The sequence below is a fragment of the Cupriavidus necator genome (genome assembly GCF_013141915.1).
GTDB classification, from domain to species: domain Bacteria; phylum Pseudomonadota; class Gammaproteobacteria; order Burkholderiales; family Burkholderiaceae; genus Cupriavidus; species Cupriavidus necator_B.
The window spans coordinates 355,679-374,911 of sequence record NZ_SROX01000003.1 but is presented as its reverse complement, the minus strand read 5'-3'; the positions used below and the strand labels follow the sequence as shown (position 1 = coordinate 374,911).

The window sequence follows — 19,233 nt, the reverse complement described above, 5'->3', positions numbered from 1 at the left end:
CGCCCTTCGCTGAGAATGGGTTCGTAGCGCAAGTCTGCGTTGCGCGCGGCGCAACGTCTGGCTCAAGTCAGCCCGGGCGGCACACATGCCCCACCCTGTTCTCCCGCAAAGACGTGCCGCCAGGCTCAGAAAACCCTGTCCGCGGCACGCCTGGAGAATGGGCAGCGCGCGCAAGATGGGCTGGTGGCCGCTGCTTCCTTACGCGTAGCGCCGCGGAGCGCGCCCCGATGGATCATGAAGCAGCATGTGAATCCGCTTCCCCTCTTTCCTTTACATGCGTCGACGAACGGCCCCTGCCGAAGGAGGAGGCGGGCCCGCCATAGGCTGCGCTAGCGCGGCTTCCTGTGGTTACGAAGTCCGTATGACTCCCGCAACCTGTCGGTTGTCGCTGTGGTGTCAGGGAGAGACTGTTCCCCGGTCGGCCAGACAGCTTCCGGGTCAATACCATCAACACGATGAAGCCACAGGCACCGACCACCGAGATGAGAATCAGGCCATATGTGTAGCTTCCCGTCTTATCCCTGATGACTCCCATAAGCAGCGAGTGCGCGAAGCCGGAGATGTTGCCAAGCGAATTGATCATCGCAATGCCTCCCGCCCCGATCGAGGCGCCGAACAGCAGTGGCGGCAACGTCCAGAACACCGGCAGTGCCGCCATGACCCCGAAGGCCGAAACGCTGATGAGGACGATCTTGAGCCAGGGAGACGGCGCCATCGTGGACGCAGCAAGACCCACCACGGCAATCATCAACGGGATGAGGACATGCTGCCGGCGTTCCCCCAACCGATCGGAGCGCCTGCCCCAGACCACCATGCCAATGGCTCCGACGGCAAACGGCAACGCCGTAGCCACGCCGGTCTGCATCACGGACAGATTTGCATCTTTCAAGATCAGGGGCAGGAAGAAGGCCATGCCATAAGAAAATCCCGTGATGCCGAAGTAGACAAAGGCGAGCAACCAGACCCGTGGATTCTTCAGGATATCGACCAGCGTCTCCTTCTGCCCTCCACTCGCCTGCTGCCGTTCTGCGGCCAGTGCCTGCTGCAACCACCGCTTCTCTTCGGGATCCAGCCATTCAGCTTGGTCCGGCGTGTCACGCAACACCCTTAGCACAACGAAGGCGAGGAAGATCGCGGGCACGGCTTCGATCAGGAACATCGTCTGCCAGCTTTTCAGCCCCCAGAGTCCAGGGCTGTTGATCAGAAAGGCGGAGACCGGCGCACCGACCACGCTTGCCAGCGGAATCGCCACCATAAAGCTGCCGACGAAGGTTGCCCGCCATTTGCCCGGCACCCATAGCGTCAGAAAAATGAGGATGCCTGGGAAAAACCCGGCTTCCGCCGCACCAAGCAGCAGGCGGACCACGTAGAAGCCCGTCTCGCCCTGCACGAATGCCGTGGCACCGGACAGCAGTCCCCAGGTGAGCATGATGCGGGCAATCCAGCGTCTCGCGCCGAACCGCTCCAGGGCCAGGTTGGACGGAATCTCGAAAGCAAAGTACGTAATGAAGAACAGGCCCGCACCCAGCCCGAAGGCCGCCGTCGTCAAGCCGATATCGTGGTTCATCGTCAATGCCGCGTAGCCGACATTGACGCGATCCAGGTGCGCAACCACATAGCAGATCAGCAACAAGGGGAGGAACCGGATGAGGATCTTGCGCATACAGCGCTGATCGACTGGGGTCATGTCTCTTCCATCCTTATATAGTTATGCGTTGTACCAGGCGAGCAGGCGTGCGCGGTTGACCGCCTGCCTTGCTCGCTTTCGCAATTCGGGGCGATACACCTTTCGTACAGACTTTCGGAAGCCGGAGAGGCCCGGCGCTGCGCGACGCCAGGCGTCAGCTGTCGTATCTCGGAGCGTCGTCCTTGATCAATCTGATCGCTGCGTCAAAGCCGACCTGATGGTAGCTTTGCAGGCCACCGGTATCGATGGCGAGGTTGTCGGCAATATCGAGTTCTGCAAACTGCTGCGCGGTGTGCTGCCTCACCGCGACAGGCGGATATGTCAGCCTGGAGCCGCCGGCAAGTGCCGCCACTTGCGCCTGACATGCACGCTCCAGATAGTAGATGACAATAAACGCCTCCGCGACCGTGGTTCCCGCCGCCAGCAGTCCATGGTTGCGCAGGACCATTGCCTTGTTGTTTCCAAGGTCAGCTACCAGCCTGGCCCGCTCCGCTTCGTCTGACGCGATTCCTTCATACTCATGGTAAGAGATTCGCTCGTAGAACTTGAGCGCGTGCTGACTAATGGGCAACAACCCCTGTTCCTGTGCGGATACTGCGATACCTGCGGCGGTATGGGTATGCACGACACAGGAAATATCATGGCGGGCCATGTGGACTGCGGAATGAATCATGAAGCCCGCGGTATTCACCCGCTGCGGTCCCTTGCTTCCGCTCTCCAGGATCCGGCCATGCATATCGATCTTGACCAGACTGGAAGCCGTGATTTCATGGAACATCAGGCCATACGGATTGATCAGGAAATGATGTTCATCCGTGCCGGGCACCCGCGCGCTGATGTGCGTATAGATGTGATCCGTCATTCTGTGATGGGCTAGGATTCGATAGAGCGCTGCGAGTTCGCAGCGCGTCTTCCACTCGGCATCGCTGTAGTTCGAACGCATGGGTATCTCCTGTCTGTTGTTGTTGGCCTATCGGGCCCGAGCCAATCAGCAAGGCCTATGCCAGCAGCAGAACAACGGACCCCGATGCCACGGCGCAATTAAGCGTTTGCATAAGACCAACTGGAACAGCCGTTGGCAGCGCGCAGCGAAATGCCCGCGCGAGAGACACTTTGTCTTCGACATGTTCGTCGCGACGACACGGCATACGCCCGCAGCACCCTCGGCCTCATTCACTTATCAGAAGCGAATCGGATACGCCGTGTAGGAAATCTCGAGTTGCAGGAATGTTGTCGTAAAGCACAGCGCGGACTTGGCCACGCCTCTGGGGGACATCCTCCTGGAGGAGGAGGCATCAGGATCGCAAGCCTGGAGAATCAGCTTGAATGTAACCCGCAATGCGAGGTACACAACGGGCAATTAAGCCGCGGCCCTGTCCCTGTGAGTCGGGCCAGGTATCTCGCCCAGAAAGTCGAGGAAGGCCGCAATACGGCGGGAGCCGCGCTGGTTAGGCAGATACAGCGCTGTAATTGCCGAGCTGGCACGATTGGGATTGACCGTCCAGTCATCGAACAATGACGTCAGCTTGCCAGCCTGCACGTCCTCATCGACCATCCAATCCGGCAAAAGGCCGACGCCGCCGTCGGCGAGCGCCAGCTCGCGCAGCACCTCGGCATTGTTGCTGCGGAATCGCCCTGAGACAGGCACCTGAACCTCCTCGCCCTCGCGATGGAATGTCCAGACTTGAGGATGGGCCCCGTAGTTGAAGCGCAGACACGAATGGTTTGCCAGTTCGATCGGCGATGCCGGGATTTCACGCTCAAGCAGGTATGCCGGGCTGGCAACGACCCTTCGCCGGAATACGCCAACCTGGCGCGCCACGACATCGTCGTACGATGCCGCGCTGCCGAGCCGGATCGACACGTCGATGCGCTCGCCGATCAGATCGACGATCTCGTCGGTCATTGTCACCTCAAGTTCCAGCTGGGGATACTTGGCCATCAGGCCGCCGAGGAACGGGGCAATGCAGCGACGTCCAAATGCGACGGGCAAAGATACGCGCAACTGACCGACCGGCGTATCGCCCCGGTCAGCAATCAGTGAATCCGCCTCAGCCACGGCTTCAAGGATCTTGCGCGCCCGCTGGTAGTAGGCTGCACCGGCTTCGGAGACTGTTACCTGCCGCGTCGAACGGTTCAGGAGCACGGCGCCGAGCTCCTCCTCAAGTCCATCGATGGTGCGCGTGACCGACGAGGTGGCCAGGTTCAGCCGCCTGGCCGCTGCCGAAAATCCCTTGGCATCCACGGCCTCGACAAACATCTTCAGTGCCAGCAGCTTATCCATGCCATGCGTCTCCGAGCTTGCGCCTGCTCAGGTGCGCGCCTGCCGCAGCTTGCGCATGGCTGCCGGCGCGCCGTTAAGGAACATATCAACCTGCTGCCGCACGGCCGCATCAATATCCACCGGTACCTTCAGACCATACACCCACCTGCGCAACCCGAGATAGAAGATCGACGCATGCAGACTCCAGATCATCTCGATTTCCGCCTCCAGCTCCGCCGCATTGCGCGGCTCGCCGATGCCGAACTCGGCCCGCACCTCGGCCAGCACCGGGAGGAAGACTCGGTTGCGCAATTTGCTGAGATACTTGTTGTTGATCCCTTCCCGCGTCAGGCCGGCGAAAATAAAGATCCGGATCCACTCCTCGCGCAAGATCACCGACGCGTAGTCGACATAAAAGGCAGGCAGGCGCTCGACGAGCGGCACGGACCGATCGGCAATCTGCCGCTCCCACTCCCGGCGCCACTGGAATACCTCGTTGTAGACGCGGTCGATCAGCGCTTCCTTGTTTTCGAAGTAGCGGTACAGCAGCGGCTGGGTCACACCGATCTGCTTGGCCAGTTCACGCGTGCTGCCGGAGAAGCCATTGCGCGTGAAGTGCTCGATGGCCATGCGGACAATCTGCTCTTCCCGCTCCTCTGGTGGAAGCCGTCTACCGGTCTTCTCGGGCGCTTCCCCCCTCGCCCCTGTTTCCCCTCGCTCCATGCATCCCCCTGGCACCAGACAATGGCGTGTTACGCCTCCATTCTACCAATCAGGCGATAAATTGTAAGGCAAAGGCAGGGGCGAACCATTGGCCCTCCGATTGCGAAGAAGATCTCACGTTCCACTTCTGACGAGGCCCCGCGAAACCTATCAAGTCCCCGGCGAATGTATCACGCGGCACCAAGAAACCTACCTGGCATTGACTGCCAACGTTTCTGACATTTCTGGCATCAGACACCAAGCAACCAATCAATTTACCACAACAAAACAAGCAAATTGCTACCAAAAGCGCATACAATGCTTTCTTTGAATTGTGGCCTGACAAATCCGGCCAACGAAGGACTGTAGTGAGATGGAAGCAGTAGAGGGCCAGAACGTTGGAAGACGCCCGGCACAGGTTCAGCAACTTGCGGAGTTGAAGCGGGGAGCTAGGGACAGCGTGCCCATGCTGGTTGGCTTTGTTCCCTTTGGCCTCGTACTCGGCGCACAGGCGGCTCGCCACGGCCTGAACCCTGCGGAAGTCTCCCTGATGACCGGCCTGAACTTTGCCGGCGGCTCGGAATTTGCCGCAATCGCCTTGTGGGCGTCCCCGCCCAGCGTTCTTCTGATTGTTGCGATCACCTTGCTGGTCAATAGCCGCCATCTCCTGATGGGCGCAGTGCTCGCACCATTGCTTCACCACCTGCCTCGGCGCAAGGCACTAGCTGCGCTGTTCGTGATGTGCGACGAAAGCTGGGCGTTCGGGCTGGCAGATGCAAAACAACGCGCCCAACGCCAGCGAACGCCCGTGTTGCCCGTGTTGAGCCTGCCGTATTACTGGGGCGTCGCAGCCCCGTTCTATCTGACATGGGTCGGGTGCACTGCCATCGGCGCGGCAGTTGGACCGATACTTGGTGATGTTGAGGCCTACGGCTTCCACATGGCTTTCCCTGCCGTGTTTCTGGTGCTGATGCGTGGCATGTGGAAAGACCTTCGCACAGCCAGGCCATGGCTTGTCAGCCTGGCCGTCGCGGCGATTACACATCTTCTGGTGCCTGGCGCCTGGTATGTGTTGGCCGGTGCCTTGTCCGGCGTCACCGCCGCATACTGGATGGCTGATCGCAAGGAGGCGAAGCAGTGACATTCCTTACACTTGCCACGATCTTCGCTATGGCCTCGGTCACTTATCTGACGCGTATCGGAGGGTACCTCCTGCTGCACAACAGGAAACTGAGTCCGCGCGCTGCCGCCACGCTGGAAGTCGCACCGGGATGCGTACTGATTTCAGTCATTGCGCCATATTTTGTATCGGATCGCCCCGCCGACCTCGCAGCCCTCGCACTGACTTTAGCGGCCGCCACGCGGCTCTCGATCCTTCCTACCGTCGTGATCGGCATCGCTTCTGCGGGGACACTGCGATATTTGCTCGGCTAATTGACGCACGACGCAAGTAACGGCGCCTCACCCCTGATGGGCCAGGTGCTGATGAACGAACGACACCGCCATGGCGCCCTCGCCCACAGCCGACGCAACCCGCTTGATCGAGTTGTGCCGAACGTCGCCTGCTGCAAACGAGCCTGGCACGCTCGTCTCGAGATAAAACGGCGCTCTTTGCAGCGGCCACGACTCGGGGGCACGTCCATCCCGCAACAAATCAGGCCCCGTGACCAGATACCCGGCGGCGTCCCGCACGATGTCGGTATTGCGAGCCCATTCGGTATGTGGTGCCCCGCCGATACACACGAAGATGCGCGTGGCGGCAAGTGTTTCCGTCCCGCCGTTCACGCGATCGCGAACCGTTACCTCTCGCAAGCGATGGTCCCCGTCGACAGCAACCACTTCGCAGTTGCTGACGACACGCACGACACTCGATCGCTCGATCTTCTTCACGAGATAGTCCGAGAGCGTTGCGGCCAGCGACGGGCCTCGCACAAGCATCACAACCTCGTCGGCGTACTCGGACAGGTGCATGGCCGCCTGACCGGCGGAGTTACCTCCGCCTACCACATAAACCGTTTCACCTTTGCATATGGGTGCTTCGCTTGCGCCCGCCCCGTAGAACAACCCCGCGTGCAAAAAGCGGCTCTCGTTCGGCAGGTTCAACCTTCGCCATTCGATGCCCGTCGCGCAGATGTTGGTCTTTGCCCTGAGCTTCGAGCCATCGGCCATGTCGACGATGATTTGACCATTCTCGAACGTAGCATTGACACCCTCGCGCATCTGGAGAATCTCGGCACCAAATCGAACGGCTTGCTGGCGGGCGCGTTCCGCCAGCTCGGCACCACTGATGCCTTGCGGAAAACCCATGTAGTTCTCGATCAGCGATGAGCAGCCCGCCTGTCCACCTACCGCGTGACGTTCGATAAGAACGGTCTTGAGCCCCTCGCTTGCAGCGTAAACGGCCGCACTCAATCCGGCTGGGCCCGCACCGTAGATGGAAACGTCGTATTCTCGCAGCCGCGGTACCTGCACCCATCCCAGTCGCGCGGCGACCTCCTTGACGCTCGGATCAAACAAGCGCGTTCCGTCCGGAAACTCACAAACGGGCAAACGTGTATCGTCCAATCCACGGATGCCGGGTATCGTCCTGGCGTCCTCATCCGACTGCAAAGGCCTCCAGTCGAACGCGACAACACTACGGTTCAGGAAGTCCCTCAACTCGAAGGCCTTCTTGCTGTCCGTCGCGCCGGTAAGGACAACTCTCGCACGCCGTTCGGTGTCATCAGTCTTCATGGCTTCTGGCCCTCCGTCACTCGTCTGATCAGACCGAGCAATACCGCTCCTGGATTTCCTCGTCGCCCAGCATTGCTTGCGCCGTACCGCTGTAGACTACCTCGCCCTGATCCAGAATATAGGCGCGGTCGGCAATTCTCAAGGCCAGGCCCACGTTCTGTTCGATGAGGAGAATCGTGACTCCGGCGCGCTTCAATGCCGCGAAATACTCGAACATTTCATCCACGAGAACTGGCATGATCCCTTCGGACGGCTCGTCGAGCAGCACCATCTTCGGCTTCGATGCCACTGCCCGCGCAATGGCAAGCATTTGCTGCTCACCGCCAGACATTGTCACTGCCTGCTGGTCGAGCCGCTCCTTCAGTCGAGGAAAAGTCTCGGCAATTTCATCAATGACATCCGACTCTCGTGTACGGTGCGGCGACGCGAGCAGTCCGAGTCGAATGTTTTCCCGAACAGTGAGACCAGGTACGATGCGACGCTCCTCCGGGACGTAGGCGAGTTGCCGCAAGTATCTCTTATGCGCAGGCTGCCCCAGGAGTTCAACGCCTTCAAACTTTACCGACCCGGTGACCTTGGACATGAGACCAGCGATGGACTTCACGGTAGTGGTCTTACCTGCCCCATTGCGGCCGATAAGACAGACCAGCTCGCCCTCACCAACCTTGAGGTCGACACCTTGCAATACGTGACTCGACCCGTACCAGGCGTTGAGATTCGCAACTTCCAGCATGATGTGCCCTCAATGGTTGCCTTGTCCAAGGTACACGCGCTTCACCAAATCATTGGCCCGGATATCATCCGGCGTACCTTCCGCGATCAGTTCACCGTGATGCAGGACTACGACACGCTCGCTGATCCCCATGACAAGCTTCATCTTGTGCTCGACAAGCACGACCGTCCGCTGTTCCACGAGTCGGCGGATAAGTCCCATCATCACCTTTGTTTCCTCCGGGCTCATTCCCGCGGTCGGCTCATCCATCAGTAGCAACTTCGGTTGAGCAGCAAGAGCGACGGCGATCTCGAGGCACCGTTGCTGCCCATGCGCGAGTTCCCTGGCGAAGCTCTTTGCGCGGCCAGAAAGTCCCACTGTCTCCAGCAGGACGCTGGCTTGCTCCGTCAGCCCCGACAAGGCTGAGCGTCGGCGCCACATACCGTAGCGCGAAACGTGCGCTTGCAAAGCAATCCGTACGTTTTCGAGCACGGTGAAGTTCGGAAAAAGGCTGGTGATCTGAAACGACTTGGCGATCCCGATATGCGCGAACTCGTGTTGCCGCATGCCGGTGATATCCCTGCCCATGAACAGAATCCGACCTTCACTAGGCGCGAACGCACCGGACAGCAGGTTGAAGTAGGTACTCTTTCCAGCGCCGTTAGGGCCGATGATAGACGTCAGCATTCCGGGGCGAATGCTCACGCTCACATCAGTGAGCGCCTTGAAGTCACCGAAGCGCTTGCTGACCCCTCTGGTTTCAATAATGGCGTCAGCGCTCATGGTGCACCTTCTCCAGAAACGTGCCCCAGACGCCCTTTGGGAAGAAGAGCACGAAGACCACGAAGACCGCCCCGACAATCAGCTGCCAGTGCTCAGTCCAGCCTGAAGCAAAATCCTGAATAAGCAGGAACAGCGCCGCGCCGACGAACGGACCGAAATAAGTGCCCATGCCTCCGAGCAGGCACAACATTACAACCATCCCGGACGTCGAGTAATGGAGTGTTTCAATGGGAACACTTCCGAGATGGATAGCGTTGAGCGCTCCGGCAAGGGCGCAGAAGGCGGCGGAAAGGACGAATGCCAACAGCTTCGTGCGTTCAATATCGAAACCACAGGCACGGGCGCGAGCTTCGTTCTCGCGGACGGCTTCGATAACGCCACCCAGAGGAGATGCGAGGATGCGAGAGAGCACCCAAAGAGAGACCGAGACGAGCGCGAAGATGAAGTAGTACTTCTGCAACGGATCGAGCAGGTCCAGACGGAATCCAAAGAGATCCAGCTCGGCAATGTTCACGCCTCGCAATCCGTTCTCCCCCCCGGAGCTTGGCATCTGATAAACCAGGAAGTAAACACATTGGGACAGCGCCAGCGTCACCATCGCAAAGTAGATGCCCCTGGTCCGAATGGCCAGGAGTCCCATCACGAGGGCTACCATGCAGCCAGCGACCATGGCCGCGGGAATCGCCGCCCACCATGCCAATTGGTACTGTGCGATAAGAATGCCCGCCGAATATGCACCGACCCCGAGGAATGCGGCATGGCCAAACGAAAGGAGACCGGTGTATCCGAACAGCAGGTTGAAGCCGACTGCAAACAGTCCATAGATCAGAACGTTGATGGCCAATGAGTGGTAGGGCACCAGCCATGGAAATGCCGCGAAGAAGACGACAGTCGCCAGGACGCGGTGCATCGCGACAACCCTGCACATCTGGCTTGCAAGTCCGGTAGCTTCATTCCTTAGGCGAATGGCGCCATGAACATGGAAGTTCTTCATGTCATCAATCCTGTTCGGCCGAAGAGTCCTTGCGGCCGGATGAGAAGCACTGCGGCCATGATCACGAACATGGACACCTTCGCTGCCTCAGGGAAGAAGAGTACGGCCATGCTCTCCACAACGCCGACAAGCAAGCCCGCCACGACGGCACCCATCAAGGACCCCATCCCGCCCACAACGGTAACAACGAAAGCTACAGTGAGAACGGACGTCCCCATTTCCGGCGATACGCCTTGCAACGGCGCCGACAGGACGCCAGCCAGCGCCGCAATGCCAGTACCCATCCCGAACACGATCAGCCAGACACGTGAGACGTCGATGCCAAGTACGCGAACAATGACCGGGTCACGGGCTCCTGCCCGGACAATCAGGCCGAATGGCGTCCGCTCGATCAGCAACCACAAGGCGAGCAGCAGAAGCGAAACGACGCCGATCACAAACAATCGGTAGGTAGGAAAATCGGCAAAGCCAAGATTAGTAGCCCCTTGCAGGACTTCCGGGGTGTCGAACGGCAGCCCGGCCTTTCCGAACCAGATACGTATGGCCTCGACCATGATGTATGACAAGCCGAAGGTGAGCAGAAGCGGGTAGTCGATACCGCGACCATACAAGGGGCGAATCAGCCATCGCTCGCATAGCATGCCAATGGCCGCAACGGTCAACGGAGCAACTACGAGCGCAGCCCAGAAGCTTCCTGTCTTTTCGACAGCCAGCAGCCCAACATAGGCGCCTATCATGTAGAAGGCGCCGTGCGCAAAATTGACAACTGTCAGCATCCCGAAGATAAGGGACAGGCCGACCGCCAGCAGCACGTAAATTGCACCTAGCGCCAGCCCTGTAAAGAGCTGCAGTGCCAGTAGATCTAATGAGATTTCCATCGCTTTCCCGCCTCTCGCCGTGCGCCCGCTACGACAGCCCTAAAACTTCCTCTGGCGACGCTGCAGGTGCAAGGCGCTAGCCACGATCAGTGACATCATGCTCCGTAGGGACGACCAGCGTTGTAACGGATCGCCCCATACCGACCTGCCGATAGCTCAGCCCTTGAAGCCGAGTTCGGTGCACGGACGCAACAGCTTCTCGCTGGCTGGTTCGACGTGCAAAACCTTGAACACGTCGTCGGGATTGGCCGCTTCCTTGGAGTTCGACTGGATCACAAGTACCGACTGAACGGATTGCTGGTCACAGGGTCTGTAGTACTGCTGCCCCTTGTAGGTGTCATATTTCAGGTTGCGCAGCGCCGTCGCGACCTTTTCCGTCTCGCTGCTACCGGCGGACTTGACCGCCAGGAGCAATGACTTGACGGCCGAGTATGCCATCGCGCCATAGTCAGACGGGTAGCGTCCCTCGTTCTTGGCCCGGAAAGCCGCATTGAAGGCTTTCGCGGATGACGTTGTCGCTTCCATCTCCCAGAAGTACTGCGTCCCGCCAATGACACCTTCATATGTGTTAGCCCCGCCTGCGACGCGAGAGGTGTAAGTCATCACGGGGGTGACGAACTTTATGGACTTCTTCATGCCGTAGTCCGAGGCCTGCTTGATGGAGATCTGGTTATCGCGGCCGAAGTTGTTGAATATCAGCACATCCGGCTTGAGTGCCATCAGCCGTGGCAGAAAGGTGGAGTAGTCCTGTTGCCCAAGCGGATGCCGCACTTCGCCAACCACCTCGGCGCCAAGGTCTTTGGCCACTCGCGTGAAGCCGCGCGTCATCTCGTGGCCATAGGCGTAGTCAGCGGTCAGGAAGGCAATACGCATCCCCTTCTTGAAGACATAGCGGCCCACGGCCTGCGTCGTCATGTGGGGATTCATTGCCTCATGAAACGTGTAAGGGCTCGCATCGGTCGCCTCATTAATGACGTCGGACTGACTGATCGAGATATAGATGACCTTGCGCTGCTTGGTAACGTTGTTGATGGATAGCTGCGTCGCGGCAGAAAGACCACCTACGATGAACTGCGCACCGTCCTTCTCGAGCAATTCCAGGGTCCGCGTGGCTGCCTCACCGGGATTGAGCTTGTCGTCACGCACCAGCAACTCGGCCTTGCGGCCGTTCAGACCGCCGGCATCATTGAATTCCTTGACGGCCAGCTCGGCATTTCGCACCTGGTCCTTTGCCTCCGCGCCGTAGGGACCGGTAAGCGGTACAGGAAGCCCAATCTTGATCGTCTGTGCTTGCGCACCCACGGCGAGCAAGCCAGCGAACACCCCAATACAGAAGCGACGAGCGGTGCGCTGCGCACCCATGACTGCATGTCCCATGAAGGTCTCCTGTTAGGCCGCAGCTATTCGATGCAGCCCGGTTCTTTGTTTAGCTATCGATAACTTTGATATACGTCAAATTGCTTGTCAAATGATAAATACGAAGGGAAAACCCGGAGAAGTACACCTGGTCTGAGGACGCCTTGGGCAAGGCTGCCGCTGTGATTGTGACCTCCCGTCTACCCTGCCAACGGATCGCTTTTCAGTTTGCGCAGCAGCAATCAGACTGACGAACTCGCCGGCTTCCACGCTTCGGCGTCTAAAGGTGCACCCCAGGTCATTTATCGGCCGAAAATAATCAGGAAGTTAGGGTATGTCCCACCCTAGAGGTTCTTGGCCTCCAACAGCTTCCGCCCTACTATTTATCCATCGATCACTGATCGGTTGATAATTTACAGGAGGCTTCGATGGCACTGGCCAAACTAGCACACTATTCGATACGCACCACGGACCTGGAGCGGTCCTGCGCGTTCTACGAACGCGTCCTGGGGTTCCGGCGCGGCTATCGACCACCCTTCGACTTTCCCGGCGCATGGCTCTATATGGGTGACGACGAGAGCGACTACGGGACGGTTCACATCATTGGCGTGGATCCGGACAACCCTTCCGGCCTGTCCGCCTATCTGGGCGACAAATCCCTGCCCGCGTCTGGCACCGGCACGCTGGACCACATCGCCTTCCTGGCCACGGGCGTCGAGCAGATGTGGGCGACCCTGCGTGCTGAAGGCATCTCCTGGCGTGATCGCACGGTACCAAGCCTCGGCCTGCATCAGGTTTTCCTCGAGGATCCTTCCGGCGTCACGATCGAACTCAACTACCCCGCTGCCGAAGTGGCAGGACTGGCACTGCCCGACAGTGCACAAGCAAAGACTGGAGCACTGGCATGAATACCGTATTGCACAACAAGCCGAAGGCGATTGTCGTAGGTGGATCGCTGGGCGGGCTGTTTGCGGCCAACATGCTCAGCCGCAATGGCTGGAATGTAGAGATCTTCGAGCGCACGCCCGAAGCGCTGACTGGGCGCGGCGCCGGCATCGTCACGCACCCGGAATTGTTCGACGCGCTGGCATCGGCGGGCGTGGTGGTCGATGAAAGCATTGGCGTGCACGTCAATACCCGAATCACGCTCTCCCGGGAGGGTGTGTCGCTTGCCGATCGGGACATGCCTCAGACGCTGACCGCCTGGGGCAAGATGTATGACGTGCTCGGCAAGGCTTTCACGGGCACCTATCGGACGGGCGCGTTCGTGACGTCCGTCGATACGTACCGGGACCACGCTACGGTGACGCTGCAGGACGGTTCGACCCACCGGGCCGATCTGGTTATCGCCGCCGACGGCTTCCGTTCCAGCGTGCGCGAACAGCTCTTGCCTTCGGCCGGCCTGGAATACGCCGGATACATTGCGTGGCGCGGCCTGGTCGACGAGTCACAGCTTTCGCCCGACACTCACGCGGCGATCTTTGACAAGTTCGCCTTCTGCCTGCCTCCGCGCGAGCAAATCCTCGGGTATCCGGTGGCGGGTGAAGCCAACAGCACCGAACCTGGGCAGCGTCGCTACAACTTCGTCTGGTATCGCGCGACGCGCGAGGACGACGAATTGCCCGATCTGCTGACTGACGCCAGCGGCAAGCGCTGGCCCAACGGCATCCCGCCGGGCCTGATTCGCCCCGACGTGATCGCCGACATGGAAGATGCGGCGACATCCTTGCTCGCCCCGCAGTTTGCCGAGGTCGTCACCAAGACAGCCCAACCACTGTTCCAGCCGATCTTCGATCTGACGGTGCCGCGCATGGCTTTCGGCAGGATTGCCTTGCTCGGTGACGCCGCTTTTGTCGCCCGCCCTCACTGCGGCATGGGCGTCACCAAGGCTGCGGGAGATGCGATGGCAATCGTGCGCGCCCTCAGCGAACATTCGACCGTCGAGACGGCCCTCGACGCGTACAGTACCGAGCGCGTCCAGTTCGGACATGCGATTGTCGAGCACGCGCGCCACCTCGGCGCCTACATGCAGGCCCAGCTCAAGAGCGATCAGGACCGCGAAATGGCCGAACGTTATCGCACACCGGAGGCGGTCATGCGCGAGACAGCAGTATCCCGTCAGTTCTGACGCAGATCCAGACAACAGGCATATGGAGACAATGTCATGACCCACACCGCCCCCTTTCCTTCGGCGCCAGGACTAGCCCGCATCGACGGCTCGGTGGACCCGCACCCGATGCTGAGGCAACCGCGCTTCGAGCGCTTGCACCGCGCGCGTCGCGCCTTCTCCTGGACGCTCACCGCTGTCATGCTGCTGGTCTACTTCGGTTTCATTCTCACGCTGGCCTTCCGCCCGGACTTGCTTGCCGTGCCGCTGACGCCGGGACAGCCGATGACGGTGGGCATTCCCATCGGCTTTGGCATGTTTGCCTTCACGTTCGCGATGGTGGCAGTCTACGTGTACCGCAGCAACACCGTCTACGACAAGATGATCGACGAGATCCGCCAGGGAGAGCCGTCATGAAACGCGTACTGACTGCAGCCGCTGCCCTCACGGCTGCCACTCCCGTGCTGGCAGCCACCCCGCCGGTTGGCCAGGGCCTGAACCTGATCGCCATTGCCATGTTCCTGGTGTTCGTAGCCGCGACGCTTGTCGTGACGCGGTGGGCGGCAAAGCGCAATAACAGCGTCGCCGACCACTACGCCGCGGGCGGCAAGATCACCGCCATGCAGAACGGCTGGGCCATTGCCGGCGACTATATGTCCGCCGCATCGCTCCTCGGCATTTCGGCGCTCGTCTTCACCAGCGGCTATGACGGCCTGATCTATTCGATCGGCTTCCTGGCAAGCTGGCCGATCATCCTGTTCCTGATCGCGGAGCCGTTGCGCAACCTGGGCCGCTATACGCTCGCCGATGTGCTCTCGTACCGGCTCAAGCAGCGACCCATCCGGGCGTTCTCGGCGTCGAGCTCGATCGTGATCGTCCTGCTCTATCTGGTGTCGCAGATGGTGGGCGCGGGCAAGCTGGTGGAGTTGCTGTTTGGTTTCAGCTACACCTCGGCCGTGGTGCTGGTCGGCGTGCTGATGGTCGTGTACGTGTTCTTTGGCGGCATGCTGGCCACCACCTGGATCCAGATCATCAAGGCCGTCCTGCTGCTTGCCGGTTGCGCCTTCATGGCCTTCATGGTGATGAGCCGCTTTGGCTTCAACCTGAACAGCCTGTTCGAGCATGCCGTCACCACGCATGGCAAGCATGACGCCATCATGCGTCCAGGCGGTCTGGTGTCCGACCCGGTGTCGGCCGTGTCGCTCGGCCTGGCGCTGATCTTCGGCACCGCAGGCCTGCCGCACATCCTGATGCGCTTCTTCACCGTCAGCAATGTCAAGGCCGCGCGCAAGAGCGTGCTCTATGCCACCGGCATCGTCGGCACTGGCTACGCCATGATCATCGTGATCGGCTTCGGCACGATCGCACTGGTCGCCGGCGATCCGCTGTACCACAATGGCACAGGTGCCGTGATCGGTGGCGTCAACATGGTGGCCGTGCACCTGGCCCATGCGGTCGGCGGCAACGTGTTCCTCGGCTTCATCTGCGCCGTGGCGTTCTCGACTATCCTTGCCGTCGTTGCCGGGCTCGCCCTGGCTGGCTCTTCCGCCATCTCGCATGACCTCTATGCAACGGTCATTCGCCAAGGCAAGGCATCTGAGAAGGATGAGATGCGGGTCTCGCGTACCACTACGCTGGTGCTGGGTGTGCTGTCGATCCTGCTCGGCATCCTGTTCGAGAAGCAGACCATCGCCTTCATCGTCAGCCTGACGTTCTCGATTGCCGCCAGCTCCAACTTCCCGGTGCTGCTGCTGTCGATCTACTGGCGGGGACTGACTACGCGTGGCGCCGTAATCGGCGGGACGCTGGGACTCGTCACGGCTGTGGTTCTCACGATCCTGAGCCCAACGGTCTGGGTGCAGGTACTGGGCCATGCCTCGGCAATCTACCCGTACGAGTATCCGGCACTGTTCTCCATGCTGGTCGCGTTCGCCGGCATCTACGCCTTCTCGGTGACGGACCGTTCGGCAAGAGGCGCGTGGGAGCGTGCGGCGTATCAGAATCAGCGCGTGGCTTGTGAATTGGGGATGGGGACCAAGGGGACGGCCGAGGCGTAAGGGCATGACTTCTACCCTCTCCCACCTGGGAGAGGGGCCCTTAACCGGAGCATCCGCGGCATGGTCGGGTTCCCACGGGCGCGATCCGCGGCAAAGTCGGGCCATACATCATGGAAACAAGCAAAGTAGCGGATTGGGATAGCGCCTCCGACAAAGTTGCCCGTCGGCTCCTGCCCGCGGAACGGCAACAGCAGATTGTCGAAAAGGCGATCGAACACTTTACCCGGAGCGGCTTCGGAGGCAGTACGCGCGATCTCGCCAGGCAGATCGGGATCACCCAGCCGCTGCTCTATCGGTACTTCGAGAACAAGGAGGCCCTCATCGAGCGCGTGTACAACGAGGTCTTCCAGTGGCGTCCCGAATGGGAACAGCAGATCGCCGACTGTTCGCTCCCACTGATCGAGCGGCTCTATGCCTTCTATATCGACTACTCGTCAGTGATCCTGCGCGAAGAATGGATCCGGCTGTTCATCTTTTCCGGCCTGACCCACGAGGGCATCAACGACAGGTACATGGACATGCTGCGCAGCAAGGTCTTCCTGCCGGTCCTGGCTGAGATACGCGAAGCGTTCGGCATTGCCGCGCCGCGCAATGCCGCGGAAAACGATGCCGCGATCGAGATGGTCTGGAGCCTGCACGCGGCAATCTTCTATCTGGGCGTGCGCAAGTGGGTGTATGGACTCAGTGTGCCGGACGACATGGAAGCGGTCATCCGACAAAAGGTCGACATATTCTTGTGCGGTGCCCCGGCTACCTTGCGCAAAATCCAAGGCGCCACGATTTAGCGCAACGCTGGAACTTCCCTGCCGCGGGCTGACTCGAGCATGTGGCCACCTCGGCGGTCACATGCAGCCTCGACGGCTTTGATACGGCGAGATCTGCATCGCGCCACGCAATGCAGCTTCAAAGGAGGATCGTGGACGTCTGCTTGATCCGCTGCATCGGGATTTCGCTCTTGACGTTCTGGACGGCCTTCAACCGGGCAAGATGGGTCATCTGAAACTGCCGGTACGCGTCCAGATCCTGGCTCACGACGCGCAAGAGAAAGTCGCAGTCGCCCGCCATCAGGTGACACTCCGTCACCTCGGGCATGTCCTTGATGGCTGCCACGAAGCTGTTGACCGTCTCCTCGTCCTGCCCCTTGAGCCAAACTCGCACGAAGACCGTCAGGCCCACGCCCACCTTCGCCGGGTTCACAACCGCAACGTAGCGCTCGATAACTCCCGCCTCCTCCAGCAATCTGACGCGCCGCAAACAGGGCGAAGGAGACAGCCCCACCCGCTTGGCCAGATCCACGTTCTGCAAACGTCCATCCTCCTGCAAGGCGTTCAGAATCCGGCGATCGATGTTGTCGAGCTTCATGTTCTCACGGCGGGCAGGATGGGCCTGCTTGAGTGTTCGTGTGGCACGCCATGCTAGCACATCGATTCGTTGCACTTAGTCGCCGTGAATGACTGGTCTCGCAGGCTAAGGCGCCCAACTGTCTTCCGCGTGCACAACCGCGGACAGTCATTGTCCTCTGCGCGTACATGCCAACGCCACAAAAGCGCCTCTGCACACGCCGCCTGAACGTAGAGAGGACGATCCCAGGCTGGCATGCATAGTGCTCAGCCAATCGCTCGACCCGACAGACGGTGCGGAAGCAATGCCTTCCGCTCCGATCCTCGGAGCGTCATGCATACAACCTGGAGACATACGCATGGAATACGTCCGCCTCGGCACGACCGGCCTGAAGGTTTCGCGAATCTGCCTCGGCATGCTGACATTCGGGAGCCCTGAGTGGCGTCCCTGGGTCATGGATGAAGACGCATCCCGGCCGCTGGTCAAACGCGCGGTCGACCTTGGCATCAATTTCTTCGACACCGGCGACACCTATTCGGGCGGCATGTCGGAGGTCCTGACCGGCAAGTTCCTCAAAGAGATGTTTCCGGGGAGCCGACGCGAAGAAGCCGTGGTCGCTACCAAGGTCTACGAGCCGGTCGATATTGCCTACGAGGGCGTCAAGATGGCCTCGTTCGTGCGCCGGCCGAACAGGGATGGCTTGAGCCGTAAACGCATTTTCCATGCGGTCGACGCTTCGTTGCAGCGCCTGGGTACCGACTACATAGACCTGTACCAGATCCACCGTTACGACACGCAGACGCCGATCGAGGAAACGATGGAGGCCTTGCATGATGTGGTCAAGGCCGGCAAGGTCCGCTATCTCGGCGCCAGCAGCATGTGGGCGTGGCAATTTGCGAAGGCCCAGCAGGTGGCGAAGGAAAATGGCTGGACCCGGTTCGTCAGCATGCAGAACCACTACAACCTCTTGTACCGGGAAGAAGAGCGCGAAATGAATCCCTTGTGCAAGGACTCCGGTGTAGCCCTGCTGCCGTGGAGCCCGCTCGCCCGCGGCTTCCTCGCGGGCAACCGCAAGCGTGAGGGGTTCGGAGACACCGAGCGCGCAAAGACCGATCATCTGGCCAAGAAATTCTATTTTCGGGAATCGGATTTCAATGTCGTCGACAACCTCACCCGGATGGCCGGCCAGAAGGGCATCAGCAACGCGGAACTGGCCTATGCCTGGCTACTGCACAAGGGCGTGACGGCTCCCGTCATCGGCATCAGCAAGGCGGCCCAACTGGACCAGGCGGTGGCCGCGCTGGAAGTGAGGCTCACACCCGAAGAAGTTCGGCACCTCGAGGAAGGATATGAACCGCATCCGGTGCTGGGACACGTTTAGGACCTGGCACTGACAGCCCGACGCCGCCGCGACCGGCCGGCCTGATGCCGGCCGTTCTTTCCAGCCTTTTTTGAGTGGCGCGCGCCGCGCGCCAGGACCGATGTCCTCGCGGCAAACATGTACGTGGACACAATTGTCATCCTGACAACGCTCCGACCCCAGAAGGCACGCCTGTTTGCCCTTCAGTTGCGTCGTCGCGGACATGGCATCGATGTTGCGAGGCTTCCCCGGCGGAGGGA

The 19,233-nt window shown here is 60.2% G+C and carries 19 protein-coding genes; 8 read left to right on the top strand and 11 right to left on the bottom strand.

Annotated features, from left to right (window positions below; genetic code table 11):
- Positions 1–232: 232 nt before the first annotated feature.
- The 4 genes from E5S69_RS09585 to E5S69_RS09570 all read right to left on the bottom strand — a co-directional run bounded on the left by E5S69_RS09585 (position 233) and on the right by E5S69_RS09570 (position 4,580).
- Positions 233–1,687, bottom strand: coding sequence for an MFS transporter (locus E5S69_RS09585; protein WP_070940824.1), 1,455 nt, complete (start codon positions 1,685–1,687; stop codon positions 233–235).
- A 154-nt stretch (positions 1,688–1,841) separates the two neighbouring features.
- Entirely contained in the window at positions 1,842–2,636 is a 795-nt protein-coding gene (locus E5S69_RS09580) for a class II aldolase/adducin family protein (RefSeq protein ID WP_256333795.1), read from the bottom strand.
- A gap of 411 nt (positions 2,637–3,047) precedes the next feature.
- A complete protein-coding gene (locus tag E5S69_RS09575) occupies positions 3,048–3,971 on the bottom strand; it encodes a LysR family transcriptional regulator (RefSeq protein ID WP_058697561.1) in 924 nt (307 codons plus the stop codon).
- 27 nt (positions 3,972–3,998) lie between these two features.
- A complete protein-coding gene (locus E5S69_RS09570) occupies positions 3,999–4,580 on the bottom strand; it encodes a TetR/AcrR family transcriptional regulator (RefSeq protein ID WP_058697560.1) in 582 nt (193 codons plus the stop codon).
- 445 nt (positions 4,581–5,025) lie between these two features.
- Here E5S69_RS09570 and E5S69_RS09565 point away from each other — a divergent pair, with 445 nt between their 5' ends.
- A complete protein-coding gene (locus tag E5S69_RS09565; protein ID WP_058697559.1) occupies positions 5,026–5,793 on the top strand; it encodes an AzlC family ABC transporter permease in 768 nt (255 codons plus the stop codon).
- Entirely contained in the window at positions 5,790–6,086 is a 297-nt protein-coding gene (locus tag E5S69_RS09560) for an AzlD family protein (protein WP_256333794.1), read from the top strand. Before E5S69_RS09565 ends, E5S69_RS09560 begins: the two co-directional genes overlap by 4 nt.
- Positions 6,087–6,113: 27 nt before the next feature.
- Here E5S69_RS09560 and E5S69_RS09555 read toward each other — a convergent pair whose 3' ends face one another.
- From E5S69_RS09555 to E5S69_RS09530, 6 genes are all read right to left on the bottom strand, one after another.
- Positions 6,114–7,385 (bottom strand): NAD(P)/FAD-dependent oxidoreductase, encoded by a 1,272-nt coding sequence (locus E5S69_RS09555; protein WP_058697558.1) that lies wholly within the window; start codon positions 7,383–7,385, stop codon positions 6,114–6,116.
- A 28-nt stretch (positions 7,386–7,413) separates the two neighbouring features.
- Positions 7,414–8,118, bottom strand: coding sequence for an ABC transporter ATP-binding protein (locus tag E5S69_RS09550; protein WP_058697557.1), 705 nt, complete (start codon positions 8,116–8,118; stop codon positions 7,414–7,416).
- 9 nt (positions 8,119–8,127) lie between these two features.
- Positions 8,128–8,880 carry an ABC transporter ATP-binding protein gene (locus E5S69_RS09545; protein ID WP_058697556.1) on the bottom strand — a complete coding sequence of 251 codons (753 nt, stop codon included), beginning with the start codon at positions 8,878–8,880 and terminating at the stop codon, positions 8,128–8,130.
- On the bottom strand, positions 8,870–9,874 hold the full coding sequence (locus E5S69_RS09540; RefSeq protein WP_058697555.1) for a branched-chain amino acid ABC transporter permease: 1,005 nt from the start codon (positions 9,872–9,874) through the stop codon (positions 8,870–8,872). The genes E5S69_RS09545 and E5S69_RS09540 overlap by 11 nt, the downstream gene beginning before the upstream one ends.
- Positions 9,871–10,752, bottom strand: a complete 882-nt coding sequence (locus E5S69_RS09535; RefSeq protein ID WP_058697554.1) for a branched-chain amino acid ABC transporter permease — start codon at positions 10,750–10,752, stop codon at positions 9,871–9,873. The genes E5S69_RS09540 and E5S69_RS09535 overlap by 4 nt, the downstream gene beginning before the upstream one ends.
- A 156-nt stretch (positions 10,753–10,908) precedes the next feature.
- On the bottom strand, positions 10,909–12,129 hold the full coding sequence (locus tag E5S69_RS09530) for an ABC transporter substrate-binding protein (protein WP_233528042.1): 1,221 nt from the start codon (positions 12,127–12,129) through the stop codon (positions 10,909–10,911).
- A gap of 407 nt (positions 12,130–12,536) precedes the next feature.
- Between E5S69_RS09530 and E5S69_RS09525 the strand changes: the two genes are divergently transcribed.
- The 5 genes from E5S69_RS09525 (at position 12,537) to E5S69_RS09505 (ending at position 17,057) form a co-directional block, all read left to right on the top strand.
- Positions 12,537–13,016, top strand: a complete 480-nt coding sequence (locus E5S69_RS09525; RefSeq protein WP_058697552.1) for a VOC family protein — start codon at positions 12,537–12,539, stop codon at positions 13,014–13,016.
- Positions 13,013–14,236 carry an FAD binding domain-containing protein gene (locus E5S69_RS09520; protein WP_058697551.1) on the top strand — a complete coding sequence of 408 codons (1,224 nt, stop codon included), beginning with the start codon at positions 13,013–13,015 and terminating at the stop codon, positions 14,234–14,236. The genes E5S69_RS09525 and E5S69_RS09520 overlap by 4 nt, the downstream gene beginning before the upstream one ends.
- A gap of 36 nt (positions 14,237–14,272) precedes the next feature.
- Complete coding sequence (locus tag E5S69_RS09515; protein WP_058697550.1) at positions 14,273–14,632, top strand: DUF485 domain-containing protein; 360 nt, start codon at positions 14,273–14,275, stop codon at positions 14,630–14,632.
- The gene (locus tag E5S69_RS09510) at positions 14,629–16,272 is read left to right on the top strand and encodes a cation acetate symporter (protein ID WP_058697549.1); all 1,644 of its coding nucleotides are present in this window, start codon (positions 14,629–14,631) and stop codon (positions 16,270–16,272) included. The genes E5S69_RS09515 and E5S69_RS09510 overlap by 4 nt, the downstream gene beginning before the upstream one ends.
- A 110-nt stretch (positions 16,273–16,382) precedes the next feature.
- Complete coding sequence (locus E5S69_RS09505) at positions 16,383–17,057, top strand: TetR/AcrR family transcriptional regulator (protein ID WP_081050226.1); 675 nt, start codon at positions 16,383–16,385, stop codon at positions 17,055–17,057.
- A gap of 118 nt (positions 17,058–17,175) precedes the next feature.
- On the opposite strand, the gene E5S69_RS09500 is transcribed toward E5S69_RS09505, so the two are convergent.
- Positions 17,176–17,634 carry an Lrp/AsnC family transcriptional regulator gene (locus E5S69_RS09500; protein ID WP_058697548.1) on the bottom strand — a complete coding sequence of 153 codons (459 nt, stop codon included), beginning with the start codon at positions 17,632–17,634 and terminating at the stop codon, positions 17,176–17,178.
- Between the two features lie 337 nt (positions 17,635–17,971).
- Between E5S69_RS09500 and E5S69_RS09495 the strand changes: the two genes are divergently transcribed.
- Entirely contained in the window at positions 17,972–18,994 is a 1,023-nt protein-coding gene (locus E5S69_RS09495; RefSeq protein WP_058697547.1) for an aldo/keto reductase, read from the top strand.
- The last annotated feature ends 239 nt before the right edge of the window (positions 18,995–19,233 follow it).